At 70.2% G+C, this 21277-nt stretch carries 19 protein-coding genes; 13 read left to right on the forward strand and 6 right to left on the reverse strand.

Annotated elements, in window-relative coordinates; all coding sequences use genetic code 11:
* The first annotated feature begins 29 nt into the window (after nucleotides 1–29).
* The 4 genes from EPO52_RS04495 to EPO52_RS04510 are packed head-to-tail and all read left to right on the forward strand — an operon-like array spanning nucleotide 30 to nucleotide 4702.
* The gene (locus EPO52_RS04495; protein ID WP_290802544.1) at nucleotides 30–872 is read left to right on the forward strand and encodes an ABC transporter ATP-binding protein; all 843 of its coding nucleotides are present in this window, start codon (nucleotides 30–32) and stop codon (nucleotides 870–872) included.
* Nucleotides 869–2557 (forward strand): ABC transporter permease subunit, encoded by a 1689-nt coding sequence (locus EPO52_RS04500; RefSeq protein WP_290802546.1) that lies wholly within the window; start codon nucleotides 869–871, stop codon nucleotides 2555–2557. The genes EPO52_RS04495 and EPO52_RS04500 overlap by 4 nt, the downstream gene beginning before the upstream one ends.
* Nucleotides 2558–2606: 49 nt before the next feature.
* Nucleotides 2607–3305, forward strand: coding sequence for a purine-nucleoside phosphorylase (deoD, locus tag EPO52_RS04505; protein WP_290802548.1), 699 nt, complete (start codon nucleotides 2607–2609; stop codon nucleotides 3303–3305).
* A complete protein-coding gene (locus EPO52_RS04510; protein WP_290802549.1) occupies nucleotides 3302–4702 on the forward strand; it encodes an amidohydrolase in 1401 nt (466 codons plus the stop codon). Before deoD ends, EPO52_RS04510 begins: the two co-directional genes overlap by 4 nt.
* Here EPO52_RS04510 and EPO52_RS04515 read toward each other — a convergent pair.
* The 4 genes from EPO52_RS04515 to EPO52_RS04530 all read right to left on the reverse strand — a co-directional run bounded on the left by EPO52_RS04515 (nucleotide 4699) and on the right by EPO52_RS04530 (nucleotide 8802).
* A complete protein-coding gene (locus tag EPO52_RS04515; RefSeq protein ID WP_290802551.1) occupies nucleotides 4699–5490 on the reverse strand; it encodes a creatininase family protein in 792 nt (263 codons plus the stop codon). The two genes, EPO52_RS04510 and EPO52_RS04515, sit on opposite strands and share 4 nt — an antisense overlap.
* On the reverse strand, nucleotides 5487–6950 hold the full coding sequence (locus EPO52_RS04520; RefSeq protein ID WP_290802553.1) for an amidohydrolase: 1464 nt from the start codon (nucleotides 6948–6950) through the stop codon (nucleotides 5487–5489). Before EPO52_RS04520 ends, EPO52_RS04515 begins: the two co-directional genes overlap by 4 nt.
* On the reverse strand, nucleotides 6947–7702 hold the full coding sequence (locus EPO52_RS04525) for a glutamine amidotransferase (protein WP_290802555.1): 756 nt from the start codon (nucleotides 7700–7702) through the stop codon (nucleotides 6947–6949). Before EPO52_RS04525 ends, EPO52_RS04520 begins: the two co-directional genes overlap by 4 nt.
* Before the next feature lie 74 nt (nucleotides 7703–7776).
* Complete coding sequence (locus EPO52_RS04530) at nucleotides 7777–8802, reverse strand: LacI family DNA-binding transcriptional regulator (protein WP_290802557.1); 1026 nt, start codon at nucleotides 8800–8802, stop codon at nucleotides 7777–7779.
* A 188-nt stretch (nucleotides 8803–8990) separates the two neighbouring features.
* On the opposite strand from EPO52_RS04530, the gene EPO52_RS04535 reads away from it, so the two are divergent.
* The 8 genes from EPO52_RS04535 (at nucleotide 8991) to EPO52_RS04570 (ending at nucleotide 18038) form a co-directional block, all read left to right on the forward strand.
* Complete coding sequence (locus EPO52_RS04535; protein ID WP_290802559.1) at nucleotides 8991–10031, forward strand: BMP family ABC transporter substrate-binding protein; 1041 nt, start codon at nucleotides 8991–8993, stop codon at nucleotides 10029–10031.
* Between the two features lie 61 nt (nucleotides 10032–10092).
* The gene (locus EPO52_RS04540) at nucleotides 10093–11622 is read left to right on the forward strand and encodes an ABC transporter ATP-binding protein (RefSeq protein ID WP_290802561.1); all 1530 of its coding nucleotides are present in this window, start codon (nucleotides 10093–10095) and stop codon (nucleotides 11620–11622) included.
* Complete coding sequence (locus EPO52_RS04545) at nucleotides 11619–12752, forward strand: ABC transporter permease (RefSeq protein ID WP_290802563.1); 1134 nt, start codon at nucleotides 11619–11621, stop codon at nucleotides 12750–12752. Before EPO52_RS04540 ends, EPO52_RS04545 begins: the two co-directional genes overlap by 4 nt.
* Entirely contained in the window at nucleotides 12749–14038 is a 1290-nt protein-coding gene (locus EPO52_RS04550; protein WP_290802565.1) for an ABC transporter permease, read from the forward strand. The genes EPO52_RS04545 and EPO52_RS04550 overlap by 4 nt, the downstream gene beginning before the upstream one ends.
* 28 nt (nucleotides 14039–14066) lie before the next feature.
* Complete coding sequence (locus EPO52_RS04555) at nucleotides 14067–15269, forward strand: amidohydrolase family protein (protein WP_290802567.1); 1203 nt, start codon at nucleotides 14067–14069, stop codon at nucleotides 15267–15269.
* A 134-nt stretch (nucleotides 15270–15403) separates the two neighbouring features.
* Nucleotides 15404–16996: a D-alanyl-D-alanine carboxypeptidase/D-alanyl-D-alanine-endopeptidase gene (gene dacB / locus EPO52_RS04560; protein ID WP_290802570.1), complete on the forward strand. Its 1593-nt coding sequence runs from the start codon at nucleotides 15404–15406 to the stop codon at nucleotides 16994–16996.
* A 135-nt stretch (nucleotides 16997–17131) separates the two neighbouring features.
* Nucleotides 17132–17341: a hypothetical protein gene (locus EPO52_RS04565; RefSeq protein WP_290802572.1), complete on the forward strand. Its 210-nt coding sequence runs from the start codon at nucleotides 17132–17134 to the stop codon at nucleotides 17339–17341.
* 124 nt (nucleotides 17342–17465) lie between these two features.
* Nucleotides 17466–18038, forward strand: a complete 573-nt coding sequence (locus tag EPO52_RS04570) for a hypothetical protein (RefSeq protein ID WP_290802574.1) — start codon at nucleotides 17466–17468, stop codon at nucleotides 18036–18038.
* Here EPO52_RS04570 and EPO52_RS04575 read toward each other — a convergent pair.
* Together EPO52_RS04575 and EPO52_RS04580 are read right to left on the reverse strand one after the other, a co-directional pair.
* Nucleotides 18010–18504 (reverse strand): FBP domain-containing protein, encoded by a 495-nt coding sequence (locus EPO52_RS04575; protein WP_290802577.1) that lies wholly within the window; start codon nucleotides 18502–18504, stop codon nucleotides 18010–18012. The genes EPO52_RS04570 and EPO52_RS04575 overlap by 29 nt on opposite strands.
* A 17-nt stretch (nucleotides 18505–18521) precedes the next feature.
* On the reverse strand, nucleotides 18522–20351 hold the full coding sequence (locus tag EPO52_RS04580; RefSeq protein WP_290802579.1) for a glycoside hydrolase family 15 protein: 1830 nt from the start codon (nucleotides 20349–20351) through the stop codon (nucleotides 18522–18524).
* 78 nt (nucleotides 20352–20429) lie between these two features.
* On the opposite strand from EPO52_RS04580, the gene EPO52_RS04585 reads away from it, so the two are divergent.
* A complete protein-coding gene (locus EPO52_RS04585) occupies nucleotides 20430–21158 on the forward strand; it encodes a M23 family metallopeptidase (protein ID WP_290802582.1) in 729 nt (242 codons plus the stop codon).
* Nucleotides 21159–21277 lie beyond the last annotated feature (119 nt).

Here is a 21277-nt window from a genome sequence, read left to right on the forward strand (position 1 = left end):
AGGAGTCCACGCAGAAAGTATGGAGGCCCGTGAACGGCTCAGGATTCACCCTCACCAACCTGACGAAGGTCTACTCCTCGAAGAAGCGCGACGTGCTCGCTCTCGACGATGTGTCGCTCGCGGTTCCGGAGGGATCGTTCACGGCCCTTCTCGGGCCCTCGGGATGCGGCAAGTCGACGATCCTCCGCATCCTCGCCGACCTCGAGTCGTTCTCAGCCGGCGAGGTCACGATCCACGGGGAGAGCCCGGCCGCCATCCGCAAGGCGCACCGGCTCGGTCTCGCCCTGCAGGACCCGAGCCTGCTGCCCTGGCGCAGCGTTCGCGACAACATCCGGCTGCCCGGCCAGGTGATGCGCACGACGATCAGCCCGAAGCGCATCGACGACCTGATCTCGCTCGTCGGTCTCGACGGATTCGCGGATGCGCGGCCGGCCCAGTTGTCGGGCGGCATGCGCCAGCGGGTCGCGATCGCGCGCGCCATCGTGGCCGAGCCCGAGATCCTGCTGCTCGACGAGCCGTTCGGAGCACTGGACGAGATCACCCGGCAGCGCATGAACGAGGAACTGCAGAAGCTCTGGTCGGCGACCTCGGCCACCGCGCTGCTCGTGACCCACTCGATCTCCGAGGCCGCGTTCCTCGCCGACCGGGTGATCGTGATGTCGCCCCGGCCCGGTCGCATCGTGGGTGACATCACCCTCGACTTCCCACGGCCGAGGCGCCGGGAGCTGCTCTCCAGCCCTGAGTTCCACGCGATCTGCGACGAACTGAGCGCGATGCTGCACGCGGGGAGCGACGACCAGGACGACAGCGACGCTCTGCAGGCCGACGGCGAGCACGAGCCGCCGGCCCGGGCGGGGCAGGGGGCATCGTGACCGGGGTGACCGGGCTGAGCGGCACGGTCGGCGTGCCCGCATCCGCCGACCGCGAGAACCTGCGGGCCGCCGCCATCGCCACCGAGCGCGAGCGTGCGGGCCGCGAGGCGCGTCGTCGCTCACTCAACGGTTGGGTCACCACGCTCATCGTGACGCTCCTGCTCCTCGTGCTCTGGGAGGTGGCGGCCGACCTGTGGCTCACCCGACTGGGCGTGCTCGCCTCGCCGACCGCGATCATCCAGAGTCTGGTCGAGACCCCCGACCTCTATTGGGGGGCGCTGACGAGCACCGCCTGGATCGCCGTCCGCGGCTGGTTCTGGGGCAACCTGGCCGCCGTGCTCGTCGCCATCCTCTTCGTGCAGGTGCCGGTCTTCGAGTCGCTGTTCCTGCGCTTGGCACTCGCCCTGTTCTGCTTGCCGCTCGTGGCCGTCAATCCGTTGCTTCAGCTCACCTTCGACCCCGACACGGCGAAGGTCGTGCTCGCGGCGCTCTCGGTGTTCTTCACCACGCTGGTGGGCACGATGCTGGGTCTCCGCTCGGCCGACGGCGGCCCGCTCACGATGGTGGCGGCCTGGGGAGGCCGGGGACTCAGCGCGCTGCGCTTCGTGCGCCTGCCCTCCGGTCTCCCGTCGATGCTCACCGGCCTTCAGATCGGCGCCGCCGCCGCGGTGCTCGGAGCCATCTTCGGCGAGTTCATCGGCGCCAAGGCCGGTCTCGGTGTGCTGCTGATCAATGGGCTGATGTCGCTCGACCTGGCCCGGGTGTGGTCGGTGGCCCTGCTCGCGACCGTGATGGCTGCCGTCCCGTACGGCCTCTTCGGGCTGCTGCGCCGGTGGCTCACGCCCTGGTCGGCCTCGATCTCGAACGCCCAGCAGCCGTCGCGCGCGGCGAGCGGTTCGGCGGCGGGCCGGTTCGCCGGCGCCGTCGCCTGGACGATCGGGTCGATCGCCGTGATCCTGCTCGCGTGGTGGGCCTACCTGATCGTGTTCGACATGTCTCCGTTCGTGGGCAAGTCGCCGGTCGACGTGCTGACCTATCTCTTCTTCTCCGAGGAAGCGGGGGAGAACCGCGCCGTGATGCTCGACGCCCTGAACGTGACGCTGGTTCACGCCGGGGTGGGCTACGTCGCGGGGCTCGTCATCGGCGTCGGCACGGCGGTGGCGTTCGTGACCTTCCCGATCGCGGAACGCGTGCTCACCCCGCTCGCCGTCGCCCTGCGGTCGGTGCCGATCATCGTGCTCATCCCCGTGCTCATCCTGGCGCTCGGGCGCGGGCTCGGCGGAGTGGTGGCGATCACCGCCATCGTCACGTTCTTCCCCACCCTCGCGAACACCCAGAACGGTCTGAAACGGGTGCCGGCCGACGCCTTCATCCTCCTGCGCAGCTACGACTCGTCCACCTGGTCGACGCTCTGGCGGCTGCAGCTGCCGTACACGCTGCCCGCGATCTTCGCCTCCGCGCGGATCGCCGCGCCGACGGCGGTGCTCGCGGCCACCTTGGCCGAGTGGCTCGCCACGGGCGACGGACTCGGGCACGCGATCGTGAGCGCGCGAGCGCACTCCGACTACACCGGGCTGTGGGCCGCCGCCGCCATCCTCACGGCCGTCTCGCTGATCTTCTACAGTCTTGTCAGCTGGGCCGAGCGGGTGGTGCTGTCGCGGTACGCACCGGCACAGGTCAGCTGACCGCTCCCGCCCGACTCGACCACGCTCATCCCGTTCGAAAGGAACCACCATGGCCACCCCGCACATCGGCGCCGAACCCGGAGACTTCGCCGAAGACGTCTTGATGCCCGGCGACCCCCGGCGCGCCAAGCTCATCGCCGAGACGTTCTTCGATTCGCCGACCCTCGTCACCGAGGTGCGCGGCATCCTCGGCTACACGGGTACCTTCGAGGGGCGCCCGGTCTCGGTGCTCGCCTCGGGCATGGGCATGCCCTCGATGGCCATCTACGCCACCGAGCTCGCCCGCCACTACGGCGTGAAGCGGATCGTGCGCGTGGGCACCATCGGCGGCATCGCGCCTCATCTCGAACTCGGTGACGTGATCGCCGCCTCGGCCGCACACACCAACTCGGCCATGACCCGCGAGTGGGTGCCCGGGGTCTCCCTCAGCCACGCGCCCTCGTTCGGCCTCCTCCGCAGAGCCGTCGAGTACGGCGAGCAGACGGGCAAACGCATGCACGTGGGCCCGCTCTTCACCACCGATTCGTTCTACAACCCGGATGAGCAGCTCGTTCCGCGCCTGCTCGACTACGGCACCATCGGCATCGACATGGAGGCCGCGGGCCTCTACGCCGTGGCGCTGAAGGAGACGTTCGAGGCGCTCATGGTGGGCACGGTGAGCGATCTCCCGGGCGCCGAGATGACCGCCGCCGAGCGCGAGGCCACCTTCGAGAACATGGTGTCGTTCGGTCTGGCGGCGTTCCGATGAGCGCGCCCGACGCCGGTCTCGGCGCTCCCACCGGCTCACCCGCCGACCTCGTCATCATGGGCGCGACCGTGCTCGTTCACGACGCATCCGGGGCCGTCTCCTTCGCCGACGACCAGATCATCGTCATCCGCGACGGCGCCTTCGCGTCGGTGACGGATGCCCGCGACTCCTCGGGTGCACTCGTCACGCCGCCTTCGGCGCGGGAGACGATCGACGCCGCCGGGATGGTGGCGATGCCGGGCTTCATCAACTGCCACACGCACACGCCGATGGTGATGTTCCGCGGCGCCGCCGAGGACATCGAACCGGAGCGCTGGTTCAACGAGTTCATCTGGCCGATGGAGGTCAACCTCACCGACGACGACGTCGAGCTGGCCACCCGGCTCGCCGCCGCGGAGATGATCCGGAGCGGGGTCACGACGTTCGCCGACCACTACTTCACCATGGACCGGATCGCGAAGGTCACCGACGAGACCGGCCTCCGAGCGGTGCTCGGCTCGACCTACTTCTCGTCCGACGGCGAAGCGGGACTGGAGCGCTCGCTCGAGTTCGCGACGCGCTGGAACGGCGCCGCGGGCGGGCGGATCACCACGGCGCTGGCGCCGCACGCGCCGTACACCGTGAGCGACCACGACCTGTCCCGCACGGCCGCGGCCGCCCAGGAGCACGATCTGCTCGTGCACATCCACGCCTCGGAGGGCCGGTCGCAGACCATCCACAGCCGGGAGCGGCACGGGGCGACACCGATCGGTGTGCTCCAGCGCACGGGGCTGCTGGACGGCCGGCTGCTGATCGCGCACGGCATCGGCATCGTGCCCGAGGACATCCCGCTGCTCGCCCCCATGGCGGCCGAGGGCCGCGTGGGGGTCGGCAGCGGCCCCAAGGGATACCTCAAGAACGGCTTGGAGACCACACCGGTCAGGCTGCTGCGGTCGGGTGGGATCCCCGTGGGTCTCGCGACCGATGGCGCCGCCTCCAACAACACCCTCGACGTGTGGGAGTCGATGACCTTCATGGCGCTCGTGCAGAAGGCCGTGGAGAACGACAACAGCTGGCTCACCTCGGGCGAACTGCTCGAGCACGCCACCACGCAGAGCGCCGCGGCCGTGCAACTCGGGTCGTCGGTCGGCCGGATCGCGGCGGGCTACCGGGCCGACCTCGTGCTCGTCGACCTCTCCGAGCCGCGTGTGCAGCCCGTGCTCGACCTCGCGAACACGCTCGTCTACAGTGCGCGGTCGAACGACATCGACACCACGATCGTCGACGGGCGGGTGCTCATGCGCGGCAAGCGCGTGCTGACGGTCGACGTGCCGCAGGTGGTCGCCGAACTGCAGCCACGGCTGGCGCGGCTCACCGACCGCTCGCACGGCCGCAGCATCCAGAACTACGACGCCTAGGGCGCGGGCGGCCTGGCGGCCGGCGGCGCACCCAGGGTGGCCGTGAAGCCCTCGAGCACCTCGAGCGACGCCGTGACGGTGTCGGCCAGGATCGTCGCGCCTTTCGCCGCGGTGGCGGTGGCGGGATCGCCGAAGACACCGGACTCCGAGAACGGATGCAGCTGCATCGGCCGGGTTCCGAAGTCGCTCGGGAAGACGGGGTAGGCGCTCACGTAGCGGTCGGTGTGCACGAGGTGCGGATCGAGCGCGAGCATGATCGAGGTCTCCACCTCCTCGGCGTGGTTGAGTCCGGGAGCCGCTGGTTCGCTCTCCCGCACCCGCTCGATGGCGGCATCCATTCCGGGGTGGTCGAGCACGATCGTGGGCAGGAGGCGCTCGTCGTTCAGGATGCGCGCGGCGGTGGCGAGCGGTTGCCGGTTGCCCCAGTCGCCGTTCACGATCACAAGGCCCCGAGCGCCCGAGTGCACGAGCGCCCGCCCGATGTCGACGGCGATGGCCGTGACGGTGGCGGTCGAGAGGCCCACGGTTCCGGGGTAGCCGGCGTTGTTCCAGGTGTCGCCGTAGTGCACGGGCGGCAGCAGCACGGCGTCGAGCCGTTCGGCCAGGCGACGGGCGACCTCGGCGGCGGTGGCCGTGTCGGTGCCGAGCGGCAGGTGCGGTCCGTGCTGCTCGAGGGCACCGAACGGCAGGAACGCCAGCCCGGATGCCGCATCCGCACCTGTGCGTGCCGCTGCGGCCTCGAGGTGAGCGGCGACGTCGGTCCAAGAAGAATTCACGGCCTCGATCACGGCGCGTACTCCTGGATCGAGCCGCGCGAGCGGTCGGTGAGTTCGGGGATGCGCCGGGTCAGTTCCTCGGCGGCCGACGCGGTGTCGATGGTGGTCAGCCGGCCGTTCTCCACCAGCACCCGGCCGTCGACCAGCACCGTGGTGACGTCGCCCGACTTGACGCTGAGCACGAGGGCGGCGGCCAGGTCGTGCATCGGCTGCAGGTGCGGCTTCTGCAGGTCGATCAGCACGATGTCGGCGCGGTATCCGGGTTGCAGCGTGCCGAGCGAGTCCTGAAGGCCGAAGGCCGCCGCGCTCTGCCGGGTGGCGAGGTCGAGGGCGTGGGCCGAGGTCAGCCAGGTGGCATCCCGCAGCAACTCCTTCTGGGTGAGCGAGAGCATCCGCATGCTCTCGAGCACGTCGAGCGTGTTGTGCGAGGCGGGGCCGTCGGTGCCCACGCCGACGGTGATCCCGGCATCGTGCAGCATCCGAACGGGCGTCGTGGAGTGCGCGTGCTTGAGGTACACCTTGGGGCAGGAGGCGACCGCCACGCGGTCGGCGTAGGGCACGAGCCACTCGAGGTCGCTCTCCACGATCCCGGTGCCGTGCGCGATGATCGCGCCGGTCTCGAGGATGCCGGTGTCGTGCAGCACCTGAACGGGCGTGCGTCCGTGCCGGGCCAGGCTCGACTCGGTCTGCGACAGGCTCTCGGCGGCGTGGATGTGGGTGCGCACGCCGACCCGTCGAGCGTGCTCGGCCGTCTTCTCGAGGTCGGCGTCGTTCACCGTGTAGGTCGCGTGCGGTCCCATCGCCGTGGTGATGCGGCCGTTCGCCGCGCCGTTCCAGCGCTCAGCGAACTCCGCAGACTTCGCGATGCCCGCGGCTCCCTCGCTGGAGAAGAACGTGGAGGCGAGCAGCCCACGGGCGCCGCTGGCCTCCACCACCTCGGCGATGCGGTCGGTCGAGAAGTAGTGGTCGGCGAAGTTCGTGACCCCGGCCAGCAGCATCTCGCCCACGGCCAGCTGGGCACCCAGGGTCACGTCGCGCTCGGTGAGGTTCACCTCCATCGGCCAGATGTGCTGGTTGAACCACTCGTTCTGCGGCACGTCCTCGGCCGACCCGCGGAACATCGTCATCGGCGAGTGCGTGTGGGAGTTCATCAAGCCCGGGATGGCCACCTGCCCGCGGCCGTCGATCAGCTGCGCCCGCGTACGAACGGCATCGGGCACCTCTGCGCTCGGCCGGATCCAGGCGATCGCACCGTCGCGGATGCCGATGGCGTGGTCGGCGAGGAACTCCGCGGTTCCGCGCGCGGCCGTGTCGTCGCGCGGCAGTTGGGGGTAGCCGGGCGCGGGCCGTGTGGTGCGGGTGAGTACGGTGACGCCCGTGATCACGGTGTCGACCGGATCCGTGCCGTCGACGGGGTCAGCGCCGCCGACGTGCTCCGCTCCCGCGTTCTCCGCCCGCTCTTCGCCGGTCACGCGACCGCCTCCCCGGACAGCCAGCGCACCGTGCGGTCGAACAGCGGAGCGTAGCCGTCCCACTCCAGGAACCCCCGAGGCGCCCAGTGCGGTGCGAGGTCGGAGGTGAATGCGCCGGTGCGGCCCTCTCCGTAGCCGCCCACGACGAGCAGCGGATGCCCGGCACAGCTCGCGAGCAGCGTGCCGCCCTCACGCACGGTCACCTCGTTGAGGCCGAGGAGCACGGGCCAGGCCGAGCCGAGTCCCTCGGTGATCGGATGCGGGGCATCCGTCGTGGGGGCCGCTCCCGTCGTCAGCTCCACCCGGTCGTCGCGGTCGAGCACGGTGACGGGCAGCGCATCGGCGAGTACGGTGCGACCCCAGCGCGCCTTCGCATCGATGCCCGAGAAGGTCATGTAGCCGCCGATCATGAGCAGTCCGCCGCCGCTCTCGGCGAAGGAGCGCAGCGCCTCGACGCGGTCGGGCTGTGCCTCGGAGCGGTTGAACGTGGCGGGCGGCAGCTGGAAGGTGCTGGCACCGACGTCGGAGATCACGATCACATCGGCCAGCTCGTGGAGTTCGTCTGCCGTTGCCGGGAGCCGCGTGCTGATCTCGTGGCACGGGATGTGCGTCACCTCGTGACCGGCTGCCCGAAGAGCGGCCACGAACTCGACGCCGCCCACCTCGTACTCGGAGGTCGTGAAGGAGTCGAAACCCTTCTGGTGGATGGAATGGACGAACCAGGATTCGCCGAGGAGGAGGACGCGGGACACGGGGCGGGCCTTTCGGTCGGGGGAGCGGAGGGGAACGGAGCGACCGCGGTCGGACGACGACGTCGCGAGCGGGCCTAGGGCCGGGTCGAGCTGCCGGGCACCAACTGGGGCGCCAGGCTCACCCTGCGGGCGACGCGGTCGGAGCCGCGGCCGATGGCGTCGATGAGCAGGCGCACGGCCTCGCGGCCCATCTCGGGCCACGGGTGCCGCAGTGTGGTGGTCGAGTGGTCTTCACGACCCGGGGCGAGATCGAGCAGGCTCGCGACCTGCACGGTGCCCGGAACCGCGACCCCGCGCATCCGGAGCACAGCGAGCACTCCCGAGGCCACGTCGTCGTTGGCACAGACGAGGGCGTCGGGCCCCGACCAGCCGTCGTCGCCCGAGGCGTATTCGGACACGAGCCGCTCGGCCGCGCGGATGCCGCCGTCGAGCACGGCGCCCGTGAACTCCGCGGCCGACACGGAGACCCCGCGGAGCGCCCCGGTCGCCTGCAGGGCACGGATGCGTCGCACGTCTGCCGTGGCGTCGGCGTCGAGTCCCACGACCAGGATGCGGCCGGCACCCCGGTCGGCCAGGTGCGCCACCAGCATGCTGGTGGCGCGGTCTTCGTCGAGCCCCACGGAGTCGGAGCGATCGGTCTCGACGAACCGCCCCACCTGCACCACCGGGATGGCCCCGGCCGCCTCGATCGACTCGCGACTCACCTCGAGGGAGGGCGGGCAGATGATGATGCCGTCGACCCGCCGGCCGATCAGCGACTCGATGTTCTCGCGGTCGTGCACGGCATCGGGCTCGGAGTAGCGGAGCACGAGCGACATGTCGTGGTGCTCGAGCCCGTCGCTCACCGACTCGATCAGTGCGGAGAGGAAGGTGGTGGTGTAACGGGGGAGCACCAGCCCGACGGTCTCGGTGCGCTGGAGGCGGAGCGAACTCGCGACGGTGTTGCGCCGGTAGCCGAGCGACTTGCTCGCCTCGCGCACCTTGCGCTGCAGATCGTCCGACACCGGGCGCGCCCCGGTGAGAGCCCGGGATGCGGTGGCGACGCTCACTCCGGCACGCTCGGCCACATCGGCGAGCGTGGGCTGATCCGCGGTGTCCATGTCGCCACCATAAAGCACGTGAGCATCTGACGTCGGTCAATTCGTGTAATCGTTTGCCCGGTTTTGCACACCTTAAACACGCTCGAAACATGCCAGAAATGGGCAAGCAACCGCTGGAGAGAACACTGAGGCACATCATTCCGCGCACTATGCTCGCTTTTGCTTGCAATCGATTACCAAGGAGTCTCATGTCCCTCACCCGAAAGCTGGTGGCCATCGGCGGCACCGCTCTGGCCGCGTCGCTCGTTCTCACCGGATGCTCCGGTACCACGGCGAGCACCCAGTCGACCGCCTCGTCCGATGGGCCCACGATCGCGATGCTGTACGGCACCACCGGTGACTTCTCGTTCATGGACAGCGCGTACAAGGGCTTCACCGAAGCCCAGTCGGAGTTCGACTTCACGCCGCTCGACCTCTCGAGCCCCAACACCGACGACTACCAGGACCGCCTCGACCTCGCCATCTCGCAGGGCTCGGGCCTCGCGATCGGGATCGGGTTCCAGTACGCCACGCCGATGGAGCAGACCACCGACCACCCCGACACCCAGTTCGTGGCCGTCGACATCGACAAGGGCACCGTCATCCCCGACACCACCACCATCTCCTTCGCCGCCGAGCAGTCGTCGTACCTCGTCGGCGTGGCGGCCGCGCTCACCTCGAAGACCGGGCACGTGGGCTTCGTCGGCGGCGTCGACCAGCCCTCCATCCAGAACTTCTTCGTGGGCTTCGAGGCCGGTGCGAAGTCGGTGAACCCGTCGATCGTCGTCGACAAGACCTACCTCTCGCCGCTCGGCGACTTCACCGGGTTCTCCGACCCCACCAAGGGCAAGGAGGCCGCCGCCTCGATGTACGCCGGCGGAGCCGACGTCATCTACGCCGCGGCCGGCGGATCGGGCCAGGGCGTGTACGAGCAGGCGGCCGCCTCCTCGACCACGGCCACGAAGAACTGGGCCATCGGGGTCGACGGTGACGTCTACAGCCAGGTCGACGAGTCGATCAAGCCGTACATCCTCACCTCGGCCATCAAGAACGTCGACGTGGCCGTGAAGGACTCGATCAAGTCATTCCTCGACGGCACGCTCGAGCCCGGGGAGCAGGACTTCGACCTCTCCAACGACGGCGTGGGCTACGCCACCACCGGCGGCTTCCTCGACGCCTACAGCACCCAGCTGGAGAAGGCGAAGCAGGACATCATCGACGGCACCATCACCGTGCCGACGACCGTCTAGCGGAACGACCCCCGCCCCGCCCCGAACGAGCGACGAGCAGAAGAGCGACAGGAGCATCCCGATGGAGCAGGACGTGCTGGTGCGCCTCACGGGCATCGTCAAGAGGTTCGGCGCCTTCGTCGCCAACGACCGCATCGACCTCACCGTGAAAGCGGGAACGGTGCACGCGATCGTGGGCGAGAACGGGGCGGGCAAGTCGACCCTGATGAAGATCCTGGCCGGCGAGGAGCGTCCCGACGAGGGCACGATCGAGATCGCGGGCTCCTCGCGCTCGTTCTCCTCGCCCCGGGATGCCCAGCAGGCCGGCATCGGCATCGTGCACCAGCACTTCCTGCTCGCCGACGCGCTCCGCGTGTGGGAGAACGTGGTGCTGGCTGACGAGCCGGGAACCGCGTTGCGACTCGACAGCAGGGCGGCCCGTTCGCGGGTCGCCTCGCTGGCCGAGGAGAACGACTTCCTGGTGGATGTCGACGCGCTCGTGCGCGATCTGGGCGTCGGCGGGCGGCAGCGCGTCGAGATCCTCAAAGTGCTCTACCGCGATGCGCGCATCATCATCCTCGACGAGCCGACCGCCGTGCTCGTGCCGAGCGAGGCGCAGTCGCTGTTCGCCGCGATGAGGCGCTTCACCGAGGCCGGTGCGGCGGTGATCTTCATCTCGCACAAGCTCGACGAGGTGCTCGACTTCGCCGACGAGATCACCGTCATCCGGGCCGGTGCCGTCGTGGGGCGCACCACGCCCGCCGAGTCGTCGGCCTCCGACCTCGCCTCGCTCATGGTGAAGGTCGCGATGCCCGCGGTGGCGCCGCGCGAGGTGCCACCCGGAACGGATGTGGTGCTCTCCGCCACCGAGGTCACCGTCGGTGAGCCCGGCGAGGTGCCGGCCCTCGATGGCGTCTCGCTCGAGGTGCACAGCGGCGAGATCGTCGGGGTGGCCGGCGTGGAGGGCAACGGCCAGTCGGAACTCCTGATGGCGCTCCTCGGCCGGGCGAAGCACTCGGGCGCGATCGCGATGGGCGGTCACGACATCAGCGGTCTGCCCACCGAGGAGCGCCGGGCGCGCGGGATGGCCTACATCCCCGAAGACCGGCACCGCGACGGGATCGTGCTGTCGATGGCGCTGCGGGAGAATGCCGCTCTCGGCTATCACACCCGCCCTCCGGTCAGACGGGGGCCCTGGTTCAGCCGGAGCGGCGCCGCGGGCGTGGCCCGGGCGATCATCGCGCAGTTCGATGTGCGAGGCGGCGGCAGCTCCACCCTCGCCTCCTCGCTCTCCGGAGGCAACCAGCAGAAGTTCATCGTGGGCCGCGAGCTCGGCTCGGATCCGCGCGTGCTGGTGGCCGCGCATCCCACCCGCGGTGTCGACATCGGCGCCCAGTCGGCCATCTGGAGCGAGCTCACCGCCGCTCGCGACCGAGGGCTCGGAACCCTCCTCATCTCGGCCGACCTCGACGAGCTGCTCGCCCTCTCCGATCGCCTCCTGGTGTTCTACCGCGGCCGGATCGTGGCAGAACTCGATCCCCGCGACGTCGACGCCCAGGAGCTCGGCGAGTACATGACGGGTGTCCGCACCCAGATCGGAGGCGCCGCATGATCCGCCGCATCGCCGTCACGCTGGCCGGACCCGTGGTCTCGGTGCTGCTGGCCCTGCTCGTCACCACCCTCTTCCTCACGTTCGGCGGCTATTCCGCGGCATCCGCCTACGAGGTGATGTGGAACTACGGCATCGAGCCGGCCTCGCTCGTCTCGGCACTCAACAACGCGGTGCCCCTGTACCTCGCCGGTGTGGCCGCGGCCTTCGCACTCCGGATGGGGCTGTTCAACATCGGGGTCGACGGTCAGTACCGGGTGGCGGCGCTGGCCGGCGCCGTGGTGGCCGCGAATCTGCCCCTGCCGCTGGCTCTCCGGCTCCCGATCACCCTGCTCGTGTGCTGCCTGGTGGGCGCGCTCTGGGCGCTCGTACCCGCTCTGCTCAAGGTCTACCGGGGTGTGAGCGAGGTCATCACCTCGATCCTGATGAACGCGATCGCGACCACCGTCGTCGCCATCCTGCTCGCCGACGTCTTCCGCTCCGGCGGCGGGCAGAACACCGGCACCGCGATCATCGACGCCGAGGGCGCGATGCCGGCCCTGGTCGACCTCGGCATCGGCAACCGCACCACCATCAGCGGTTTCCTGCTCGTGGCGATCGCCGTGGGCATCCTCTTCTACCTCATCCAGTACCGCACGGTGTTCGGCTTCACCCTGCAGGTGGCCTCGAAGTCGCCCGAGGCGGCGGAGTCCGCCGGTATCCGGGTGAACCGCCGCATCATCTGGGCGATGCTGGGATCGGGGGCGATCGCAGGGCTCGTCGGGCTGCCGCACGTGCTGGGCACCGCCTTCCGCTTCGACGGCACGCTGCCGACCGACCTCATGTTCACGGGCCTCGCCGCCGCCCTCCTCGGCCGGTCGCATCCGATCGGGATCGCGTTCGGCGCCTTCGTGCTCGCGTTCGTCGAGCGCAGTTCCCAGGTTCTCGGTCTCGTCAAGCTGCCCACCGAGGTCGGATCGGTCTTCATGGCCGTCATCCTGCTGAGCTCCGCGATCGGCTACTGGCTGACCGAGCGGGCCGACCAGAGGATCGCCCTCTGGAACGCCCTCCGTCGTCGCCGGGCGGCCGGTCGGCATCCTGGATCGCCGCCCCCGCCCACCCCCTCGGCCCCCGGAATGGAGGCGGCACGATGACCGACACCGTCGAATCGGCGACCCCCTCGGCGCCCGCCGCCGCCCCCCGATCGCTCGCCCCGAGCCCTCGCCGCCTGCGGGCGGCCGTGCGCTGGGGACTGCTCGGACTCGGACTGATCATCGTCGCGCAGTACGTGGCCGACGCCCCCGGTATCTCGGCGTCGTCGACCTGGGGGTCCGCGCTGCGGCTCACCGTACCGATCGCCGTGGTGGCCATCGGCGGTCTCTACTCCGAGCGCGCCGGCGTCATCAACGTCGGCCTCGAGGGCATGATGATCGGCGGCACCTGGATGGCCGGCCTGTTCGGCTGGCTGTGGGGCCCGTGGGCCGCACTCGGCGGTGGAGTCGTGGGCGGCCTCATCTTCGGCCTTCTGATGGCCGTGCTGTGCATCGAGATGGGGCTCAACCAGCTCATCGTCGGTGTGGCGATCAACGTGATCGCGGCGGCGCTCGCGCGCTTCATGTCGGACATCGTGTTCAACGGCATCGACGGCGGCACGATCGCCCGGTCACCGCGCATCGACGGGTCGCTGCCGGTGGTGAGCGTGCCGTTCCTCTCCGGAGGTCTCGGTACCCCCGACCTCACCCGCACCATGGAGGCCTCGGGCATCCCCGTGATCACGCAGGTGGGCGGCATCGTCGGTGGTCTCACCCACGACGTGTCGCTGGCCGCGATCGTGGGGCTGCTGCTGATCCCCGCGACCGCGTACCTGCTCTGGCGCACGAAGTTCGGTCTGCGCTGGCGCGCCGCGGGCGAGCAGCCCGCCGCCCTCCAGGCCCTCGGCGGCAAGGTGCACCGCACCCGGTACATCGCTGTGCTGGTGGGCAGCGGGCTGGCGGGATTCGCGGGCGGCTACCTCGCCCTGATCTCGCAGGCCTATGTGGAGAACCAGACGGCCGGCCGGGGCTTCATCGGCCTGGCCACGCTGATCTTCGGCAACTGGATGCCGTCGGGCGTGTTCCTCGGTTCCTCGCTGTTCGGCTTCAGCGACGCGGTCGGCCTCGGCCGTCCGGAGACCTTCCGGGCGCTGCTGTTCATCCTCGCCGTCGTGTTCCTCCTGCTCGGGCTGCTCCGGATCCGCCGGGGTGCGCGCACCTCGGGGATCGCTCCGCTCGCGCTCGGAGCCGCGCTCCTCGTGGTGTTCCTGTTCGTGCCGCTGCCGAGCGCGCTCGCCACCGCCGCTCCCTATCTCGTGACCCTCGCCGTGCTGGTGGTGGCCGGCACCACCATGAGGCCGCCGGCGGCCCTCGGCCAGCTGTTCCCCCGCAAGAACTCCCGCACCTGATCCACCGAACCGCCGAAAGAGCACCACTATGAACCGCATCACCGCCCAGCTCTGGGACGGCGAGACGGCCCACGGGCCGAGCACCCTCACCTGGCAGGTCGACGACACCGACGGTGTCATCAGCCGGATCGAACCCGCGGACCCCGCAGCCGCATCCGAGTTCGCCGTCATCCCCGGCCTCATCGACACCCACGTGCATCTGGTCGGCCATGCCGGCCACGGGAAAGCCGACTTCCTCACCTGGCCGCTCGTGACGCGACCGGAGGAGCAGACCCTGCACGGGCTCTCGAACGCGGTGAAGGCGATGCAGGGCGGCGTCACGACCGTGCGCGATCTGGCGGCCGACGACATCCAGTTCTCGCTGCGACGGGCGATCGACGACCGCATCGTCGACGGACCACGGATGCTCGCGCACGGCATGGTCAGCATGACCGCCGGGCACGGCGACCTCTTCATCCCGCCGGCCTTCCCCCTGCGCAAGATGCTCGCCGACGGGCCCGACGAGTGCCGCAAGCTCGTGCGCCACTGGGCCCGAGCCGGTGCCGATGGCGTGAAGATCGCCACGAGCGGCGGTGTTCTCTCGGTGGGCGACAAGAGCGCGTGGCGCAACTACACCGGCGCCGAGATCGCGGCGATCGTCGACGAGGCGCACGCGCTCGGGATGCGGGTCGCCGCCCACGCGCACACGGCCGCCGGAATCGACGCGGCCCTCGAGCACGGCGTCGACTCCCTCGAGCACGGCACCCTTCTCACGCCGGAGCAGGCCGCCCGGGTCGTCGCCGCGGGGATCACCGTGGCGCCCACGCTGCTCATCAACGACCGCATCGCGGCGGGGGAGAACGGGGTCTCGCCCGAGCAGGCCGAGAAGGCGGCCGCGCTCGTGGCCGAGCGCGACGCCCTGTTGCGCGAGGCCGCCCGTGCCGGCGTCGACTTCGTGCTCGGCACGGATGCGAACGGCCATCACGTGCAGTTCGGCGACCAGATGGCGGAGGTGCGCCTCATGGCCTCGGTCTTCGGCTGGAGCGCCTCGCGGGCGCTGGAGGCCGCCACGACCCGGGCGGCCAGGGCCCTCGGCCGGGAGTCGAGCCTGGGCCTGCTCGCCGCGGGTCATCGCGCCGACTTCGTCGTGATGCGCGGGCGTCCGTGGGAGACGATCGACGATCTCGACACCGACGGGATCGTCGCCGTGGTGTCGCGCGGCCGGGTGGTGGCGGGCGAGCTTCCCGCCTGAACGTGCGGAGCCGATGAGGGAATGCCGACCGGGCCCATTCCGGCGGGAGTCCCGCGGCTGAGATGATCGGAGCGTCAGATCGGTCAGCGGCGTGCTCGGCGGCCGGTGCGTGGGTTCTCAGAGGGGTCGGAAGCATGCAGGTCGCCACATCCATCCGTTTCGCCGCCGTGGTCGCGATCGCGGTCGTCGGCCTGTCGGCGTGCACCGCCCAGGCGGGCGCGCCTACGGCGGCACCGAGCGTGGGACTCACCGGCGTTCCCGGTCTCACCCAGGAGGCCCTCGATGTGATGAACCAGCCGGCCTACGCGAACGGTCAGTGGGCCATCTCGGTGAAAGACGTCGACACGGGTGAGCAGATCGTCTCGCTGAACGCCGACACCTTCTTCGAACCCGGATCCGTCGTGAAGACCTACAGCATCGGCGCGGCCTGGCTGCAGTTCGGCCCCGACCACACCGTCGTCACGCCCGTGAAGAGCACGGGGCAGGTGGTCGACGGCACTCTCACGGGAGACCTCATCCTGGTGGGCAAGGGCGACCTCACGATGGGCGGCCGCACCAAGGCCGACGGCACGGTCGACTTCACGAATCTCGACCACAACGATGCCAACGGCGTGCCGGGGGCGACCCTCACCACCGAAGACCCGCTCACCGGCCTCGACGCGCTGGCGGCCCAGGTGAAGGCGTCGGGCATCGATGCCGTCTCGGGCGACGTGATCGTCGACGACCGGCTCTGGGCCCCGGCCGAGCTCGACGGCCAGCCCGTCACCCCGATCATCATCAACCAGAACGTCATCGACCTCACCATCACCCCGGGCGCGGTGGGCGAGAAGGCCGCCACCGCGATGAGCCCCGTCGTGGCGCCCTGGACGATCGACAATCAGGTCGAGACCGTCGCCGCCGGCACGGAGGACACCGAGATCACGGTGTCGTCACCCGACGAGAAGACCATCGTGCTGAGCGGCACGATCCTCGAAGACGCCGATCCGATCGTGAAGGTCTACGCCTTCGCCGACCCCGCGACCTTCGCGCGCACCGCCCTCATCGAGGCGCTGGCCCGCGCGGGCGTGACCGTCACCGCCGACCCGATCTCCACGAATCCGGATGCGGCCCTGCCGGCCACCGACGCCGTCGACGCCCTGCCCTCGGTGGCCGAGTTGACGAGTCTTCCCTTGAAGGAAGACGCGACCTACGCCATGAAGATCAGCTACAACCGCGGAGCCCAGACCTTCATCTGCCTGCTCGCCGTGGCGAACGGCAGCACGAGATGCGCCGATGGCCTGAAGGCGGCGGGCACGATCTGGTCTGACGCGGGCCTCGACACCACGGGCGCCGTGCTCATCGACGGCTCGGGGCTGCCCGGCAACAAGATCACGGCGAACAACGAGGTGCAGCTGCAGACCATCATGGCGGCGCGCGATGACGCCGACGAGTGGCGCTCCACCCTGCCCGGTCTCGGCGTCGACGGCTCGCTCACACTCGTGCAGGCCGACAGCCCCGCCGCGGGCAAGGTGGTCGGCAAGACCGGCACCCTCGCCGCCCTCGACGGCTTCAACGGCCGCTACTTCCTGCCCACGAAGGCGCTCGGGGGCTACATCGACACTGAGGGCGGCCGCACCTTCGCGTTCACGATCATGGCGAACAGCAGCGTCTTCACCGATGTGAACGGCCTGTTCGCCGCGAACGACGACGTGGGCACGATCGCCGCATCCATCCAGCAGAACTACTGACGTCACCCCGCGCGAAGTGCTCAACCCGTTCCGTGCCGAGGGGCGACGGCGTCGTGGCACCCCTCGTGTGAGCCGTGCCGGCGTGCTTGACTGGAGCAGCGGATGACCCGTACCGCTCGAGCGACGAGGAGCAGCATGACCGACAAGAACCCCGATGACGTCGACCTCAGCGACATCGAGTACCCGGATTCCGCGGGCTACCCCGACGGCGAGGGCGTGGTGGGCAACGGGCCGACCACCGATGCCGTGCCCTCCGGTGTCGATCCCACCATCGCCGACGAGCCGGAGGACCCCGACGAGGTCGTCTCCACCGATGACGACGTGATCGTGGAGAACGACGGCTAGACCCGCCGGAGCAGACCCTCTGCACGCCTCTCGGACACTGCCCCTTCACCTTCCGATTGCCCGCTCTTCACTCGGGAACCCCACGATTCCTAGGGAGTTCCGGGGGAAGTCAGAGGGAATCGCAATGTCGCCCACGCCGAGAGTGGTGTTCTGGTCGTTCGCGTCCGCGAGCGACCCCATGCGCGAATCCTGGAACCGCTTCCGTGACGCGGTGGTGACCACCGCGACCGCGCCGAAGATCGTATCCGCCGACCCGGCCGGCATCTGGCGCCTGCTCGCCGTGAACAACCGGGAACTCGGCCGATCGGCCCACCTCTACCCCGATCCCGCCGCCGCACGCGCACACATCGTGCGGCTGCGGGCGCGACTCGACGAGCTGGTGATCACTCCGGTCTCCGGCCCGAAGCCCGGCAGCCGCGGCTGGTACATGACGCTCGACAATCGCATCGTGCTCACCTGCGGGCGCTGGTACGGTGCCGCGGCGTCGAGCTCGGAGGCCGCCGCGGCCTGCCGCGACGCTCTCGCGATCGCCTCCTTCGACGTCCCGGATGCCTCGGTGCCGCCCGCCGTGGCGTCGATCCCCGCGACCCCCGTGCACACGCCGGTGGCCACGGTGACCGTGATCGCCGGCCGGGTCGTGGCGCAGGCCACGCCGCTCACGACCCCGGTCAGCCCGCGCGCAGCACGTTGGCGGTGAACGACGACAGCCGGGCCGTGAGACCCTCGGCGCGCATCGCGATCACGGCATCCGGATCGGGCTGCAGTTCCGACTTCGGCGGAACGATACGGATGACGGCCGAGCAGCCGAGGTCGGAGCAGATGTAGGTTCCGACGGTGCTCCCGTCGAACCCGGCCTGGCCCGCCCGGGGAGCGGTGAACAGGGTGACCTGCACACCCGGCAGCGGCGTGCGGCAGAGCGTGCACATCGCCGAGATGCCCGGACGCGTGCGGGAGCCCGCCGCCTTGAGCAGGATGCCCACCGGATGTCCGTCCCGCCAGTACACGATGTAGCCGCGATGGATGGCGTGCGCGTCACGCCAGCCGAGGAATTCGCGGTCTTCCCACACGATCTCGTGCAGCCCCGGCAGGGTCATCCGCTCGAGCTCGTGCTCGCTGATGTTCGTGAACGACCCGCGGATCTCCGCTTCGGTGAGTGGCTGCATCCAGACGATCTTAAGCCTTAATCGTGCCGGGGTGCCTCGGCCGGCTCCTCCGCCGTGCCCGCCATCGCCTGCGCGATCGCGTCGGCCGCGCGCACGAGCGCCAGGTGCGAGAAGGCCTGCGGGGTGTTGCCCACCTGCCGGGCATTCCCGACGTCGTACTCCTCCGACAAGAGGCCGACGTCGTTGGCGAGAGCCACCAGCCGGTCCATCAAGCGGGTGGCGTCGTCGAGACGCCCCGACCGGGCGTACTGCCCCACCAGCCAGAACGAGCAGGCGAGGAACGGATGCTCGCCGCCCGGCAGGCCGTCGACCCCCGATTCGGTGCGGTACCGCATGAGCAGACCGTCGCGCAGCAGATCGCTCTCGATCGCAGCGACGGTGCCGAGCATCCGGGGGTCGTCGTCTGCCACGAAACCGATCTGCGACAGCAGCAGCAGAGACGCATCGACCTCGGTGGTGCCGTAGTGCTGCACGAACGTGTTGCGGCCGGGGTCGTAGCCCTTCTCCTCGATCTCGGCACGGATCGTGTCCCGGATCTCGGCCCACCGATCCGCGGGGCCGTCGAGGCCGTACTCGCGCACCGCCTCGACGCCGCACGCGAATGCCGCCCAGATCATGGCGCGTGAGTGGGTGAACGGCACCTGCGGCCCGCGGATCTCCCAGATGCCGTTGTCGGGCCGCCTCCAGTTCTCTTCGAGGAACCCGAGCAGGGCGCGCTGGAGCGGCCAGGAGTACTGGTCTTCGTCGACGCCGATGCGCCGCGCCTCGCGGAGCGCGATCATGAGTTCGCCGAAGATGTCGCCCTGGTACTGCCCGGATGCCCCGTTGCCCACGCGCACGGGCGACGCACCCTGGTAGCCCGGCAGGCTGTCGACCTCGTACTCGGTCAGGTGCCGTTCGCCGCTCAATCCGTACATGGTCTGGATGTCGGCCGGGTCACCGGCGATGGCGCGCAGCAGCCAGCGGCGCCAGTGCCCGGCCTCGTCTTCGTAGCCGTGCAGCATCAGGGCCGAGAGGGTGAGGGAGGCGTCGCGGATCCAGGTGAACCGGTAGTCCCAGTTGCGCGGGCCCCCGAACTGCTCCGGCAGGCTCGTCGTGGCCGCGGCCACGATTCCGCCGGTCTCCTGGTGGGTGAGGGCGCGCAGCACGAGGAGCGAGCGGCGAACCGAGTCGGCGTAGGGGGCCGGCAGCGTGGTCTCGCCGGCCCATTCCCGCCACCAGGCGGCGGTGTCCTCGAGCACGGCGCTCACATCGAGAGGAGCGGGCGCGGTGAGATGGGAGGGGAACCAGGTGAGCTGGAGGTCGACGACCTCGCCCGCGGCCACGTCGAAGGTGGACTCGTGGACGTGGTTGCTGGCGTGCAGTGCGGCGCCGCGCACGATCACGGCGTCGGGGCCGGCGATGCCGATCACGGCGGTGCCACCGTGCTCGGGAGCCTGGCGCATCCAGGGCAGCGCATCCGCGTAGCCGAACCGCACGGCGAGTTCCTGGTGCATGCTCACCGTGCCCGAGATGCCCCGGATGCGGCGCACCACCGAGCGGTGCTCCTCGAGCGGGAGCATCGCATCCGTCACCTCGACGACGCCGTCGGGGGTCTGCCAGCGGGTGACGAGGAGGAACGTGTCATCGAGGTAGTGGCGGGTGGCGAGGGGGGCTGCGGCCGGCTCGTTCGCGGCACTCGGGGCGAGCAGCCAGCGGCCGTGCTCCGCGGTGCCGAGGAGGGCGCCGAACGTGGAGGCGGAGTCGAACCGGGGGAGACAGAGCCAGTCGATGCTGCCGTCGATGCCGACGAGGGCGGCCGAGTGGCAGTCGCCGATCATGGCGTACTGCTCGATGGGGAGGGGCATGGGCTGATTCTGCCAGGCGCACGCGGGCGGTGGGTGATGCGGTTGTGTTGAGGCGGCGGGGCAGAGAGAATGGGCCGGATGAAGTACCAAGGCACAGTGCTCGGCGTCGTCGCGATGACGTTCGTGGTCGGTGTCGCCGTGGCGACCTCGGTTCCCGCCGCGTCGCTCGCCACCCCGGGTTCGTTTGACTCCATCGAGATCGATGCGGTCGCCGGCGGTGTGCAGTCGTTCGACGCCAGTGACGGGGCGGGTGCGACCGTCGCCCGCGACGGCTACGCAGTGCACACGCCGACACCCACGCCTGCGCCCGCGGCCAAGGCGGTCGTCTCCGGGTCGAGCGAAGGCGGGTACGGGGGAGCGCAGTGCCAGGCCGGGGCGGATGCGGTGGCCGAATCCGCCGGGTTCTCACCGGTCTACCCCGACGGCAACCGGATGTCCGACCTCTTCGGGCCTCGCGCCGAGGGATTCCACAAGGGCATCGACATGCTGAACGGTCCCGGGGTCCCCGTGCACGCCATCGCCGATGGCATCGTCATCGCCTCATCGGGCAACGGTGGCACAGGCGGTGTCTACGCCTCGATCGCCCACAAGGTCGGCGGCCAGGCCGTCTGCAGCATGTACATGCACTTCCAGGACGGTTCGCTCACGGTCGGCGTCGGCTCGATCGTCACGGCGGGCCAGGTGATCGGCCTCACCGGCCGCACCGGCAACGCCACCACGGAGCACACCCACTTCGAGCTCTTCGGCGCCGACGGGGTTCGCTACGACCCGATGCCGTTCCTCACGGAGCACGGGATCGCGCCGTAGGGTGCTGGTGGTTCGATGCCGCTTCGCGGCGTCGAACCGCCAGGCGACGCCGGTCCCTGCCCGGCGGCGCGCGACATGCTGCGCGGGCGCCAGAACGTGCCGTGCCGCTGGCGCGGCGC

The sequence above is a fragment of the Herbiconiux sp. genome (genome assembly GCF_004297105.1).
In the GTDB taxonomy this organism is placed as follows: Bacteria; Actinomycetota; Actinomycetes; order Actinomycetales; family Microbacteriaceae; genus Herbiconiux.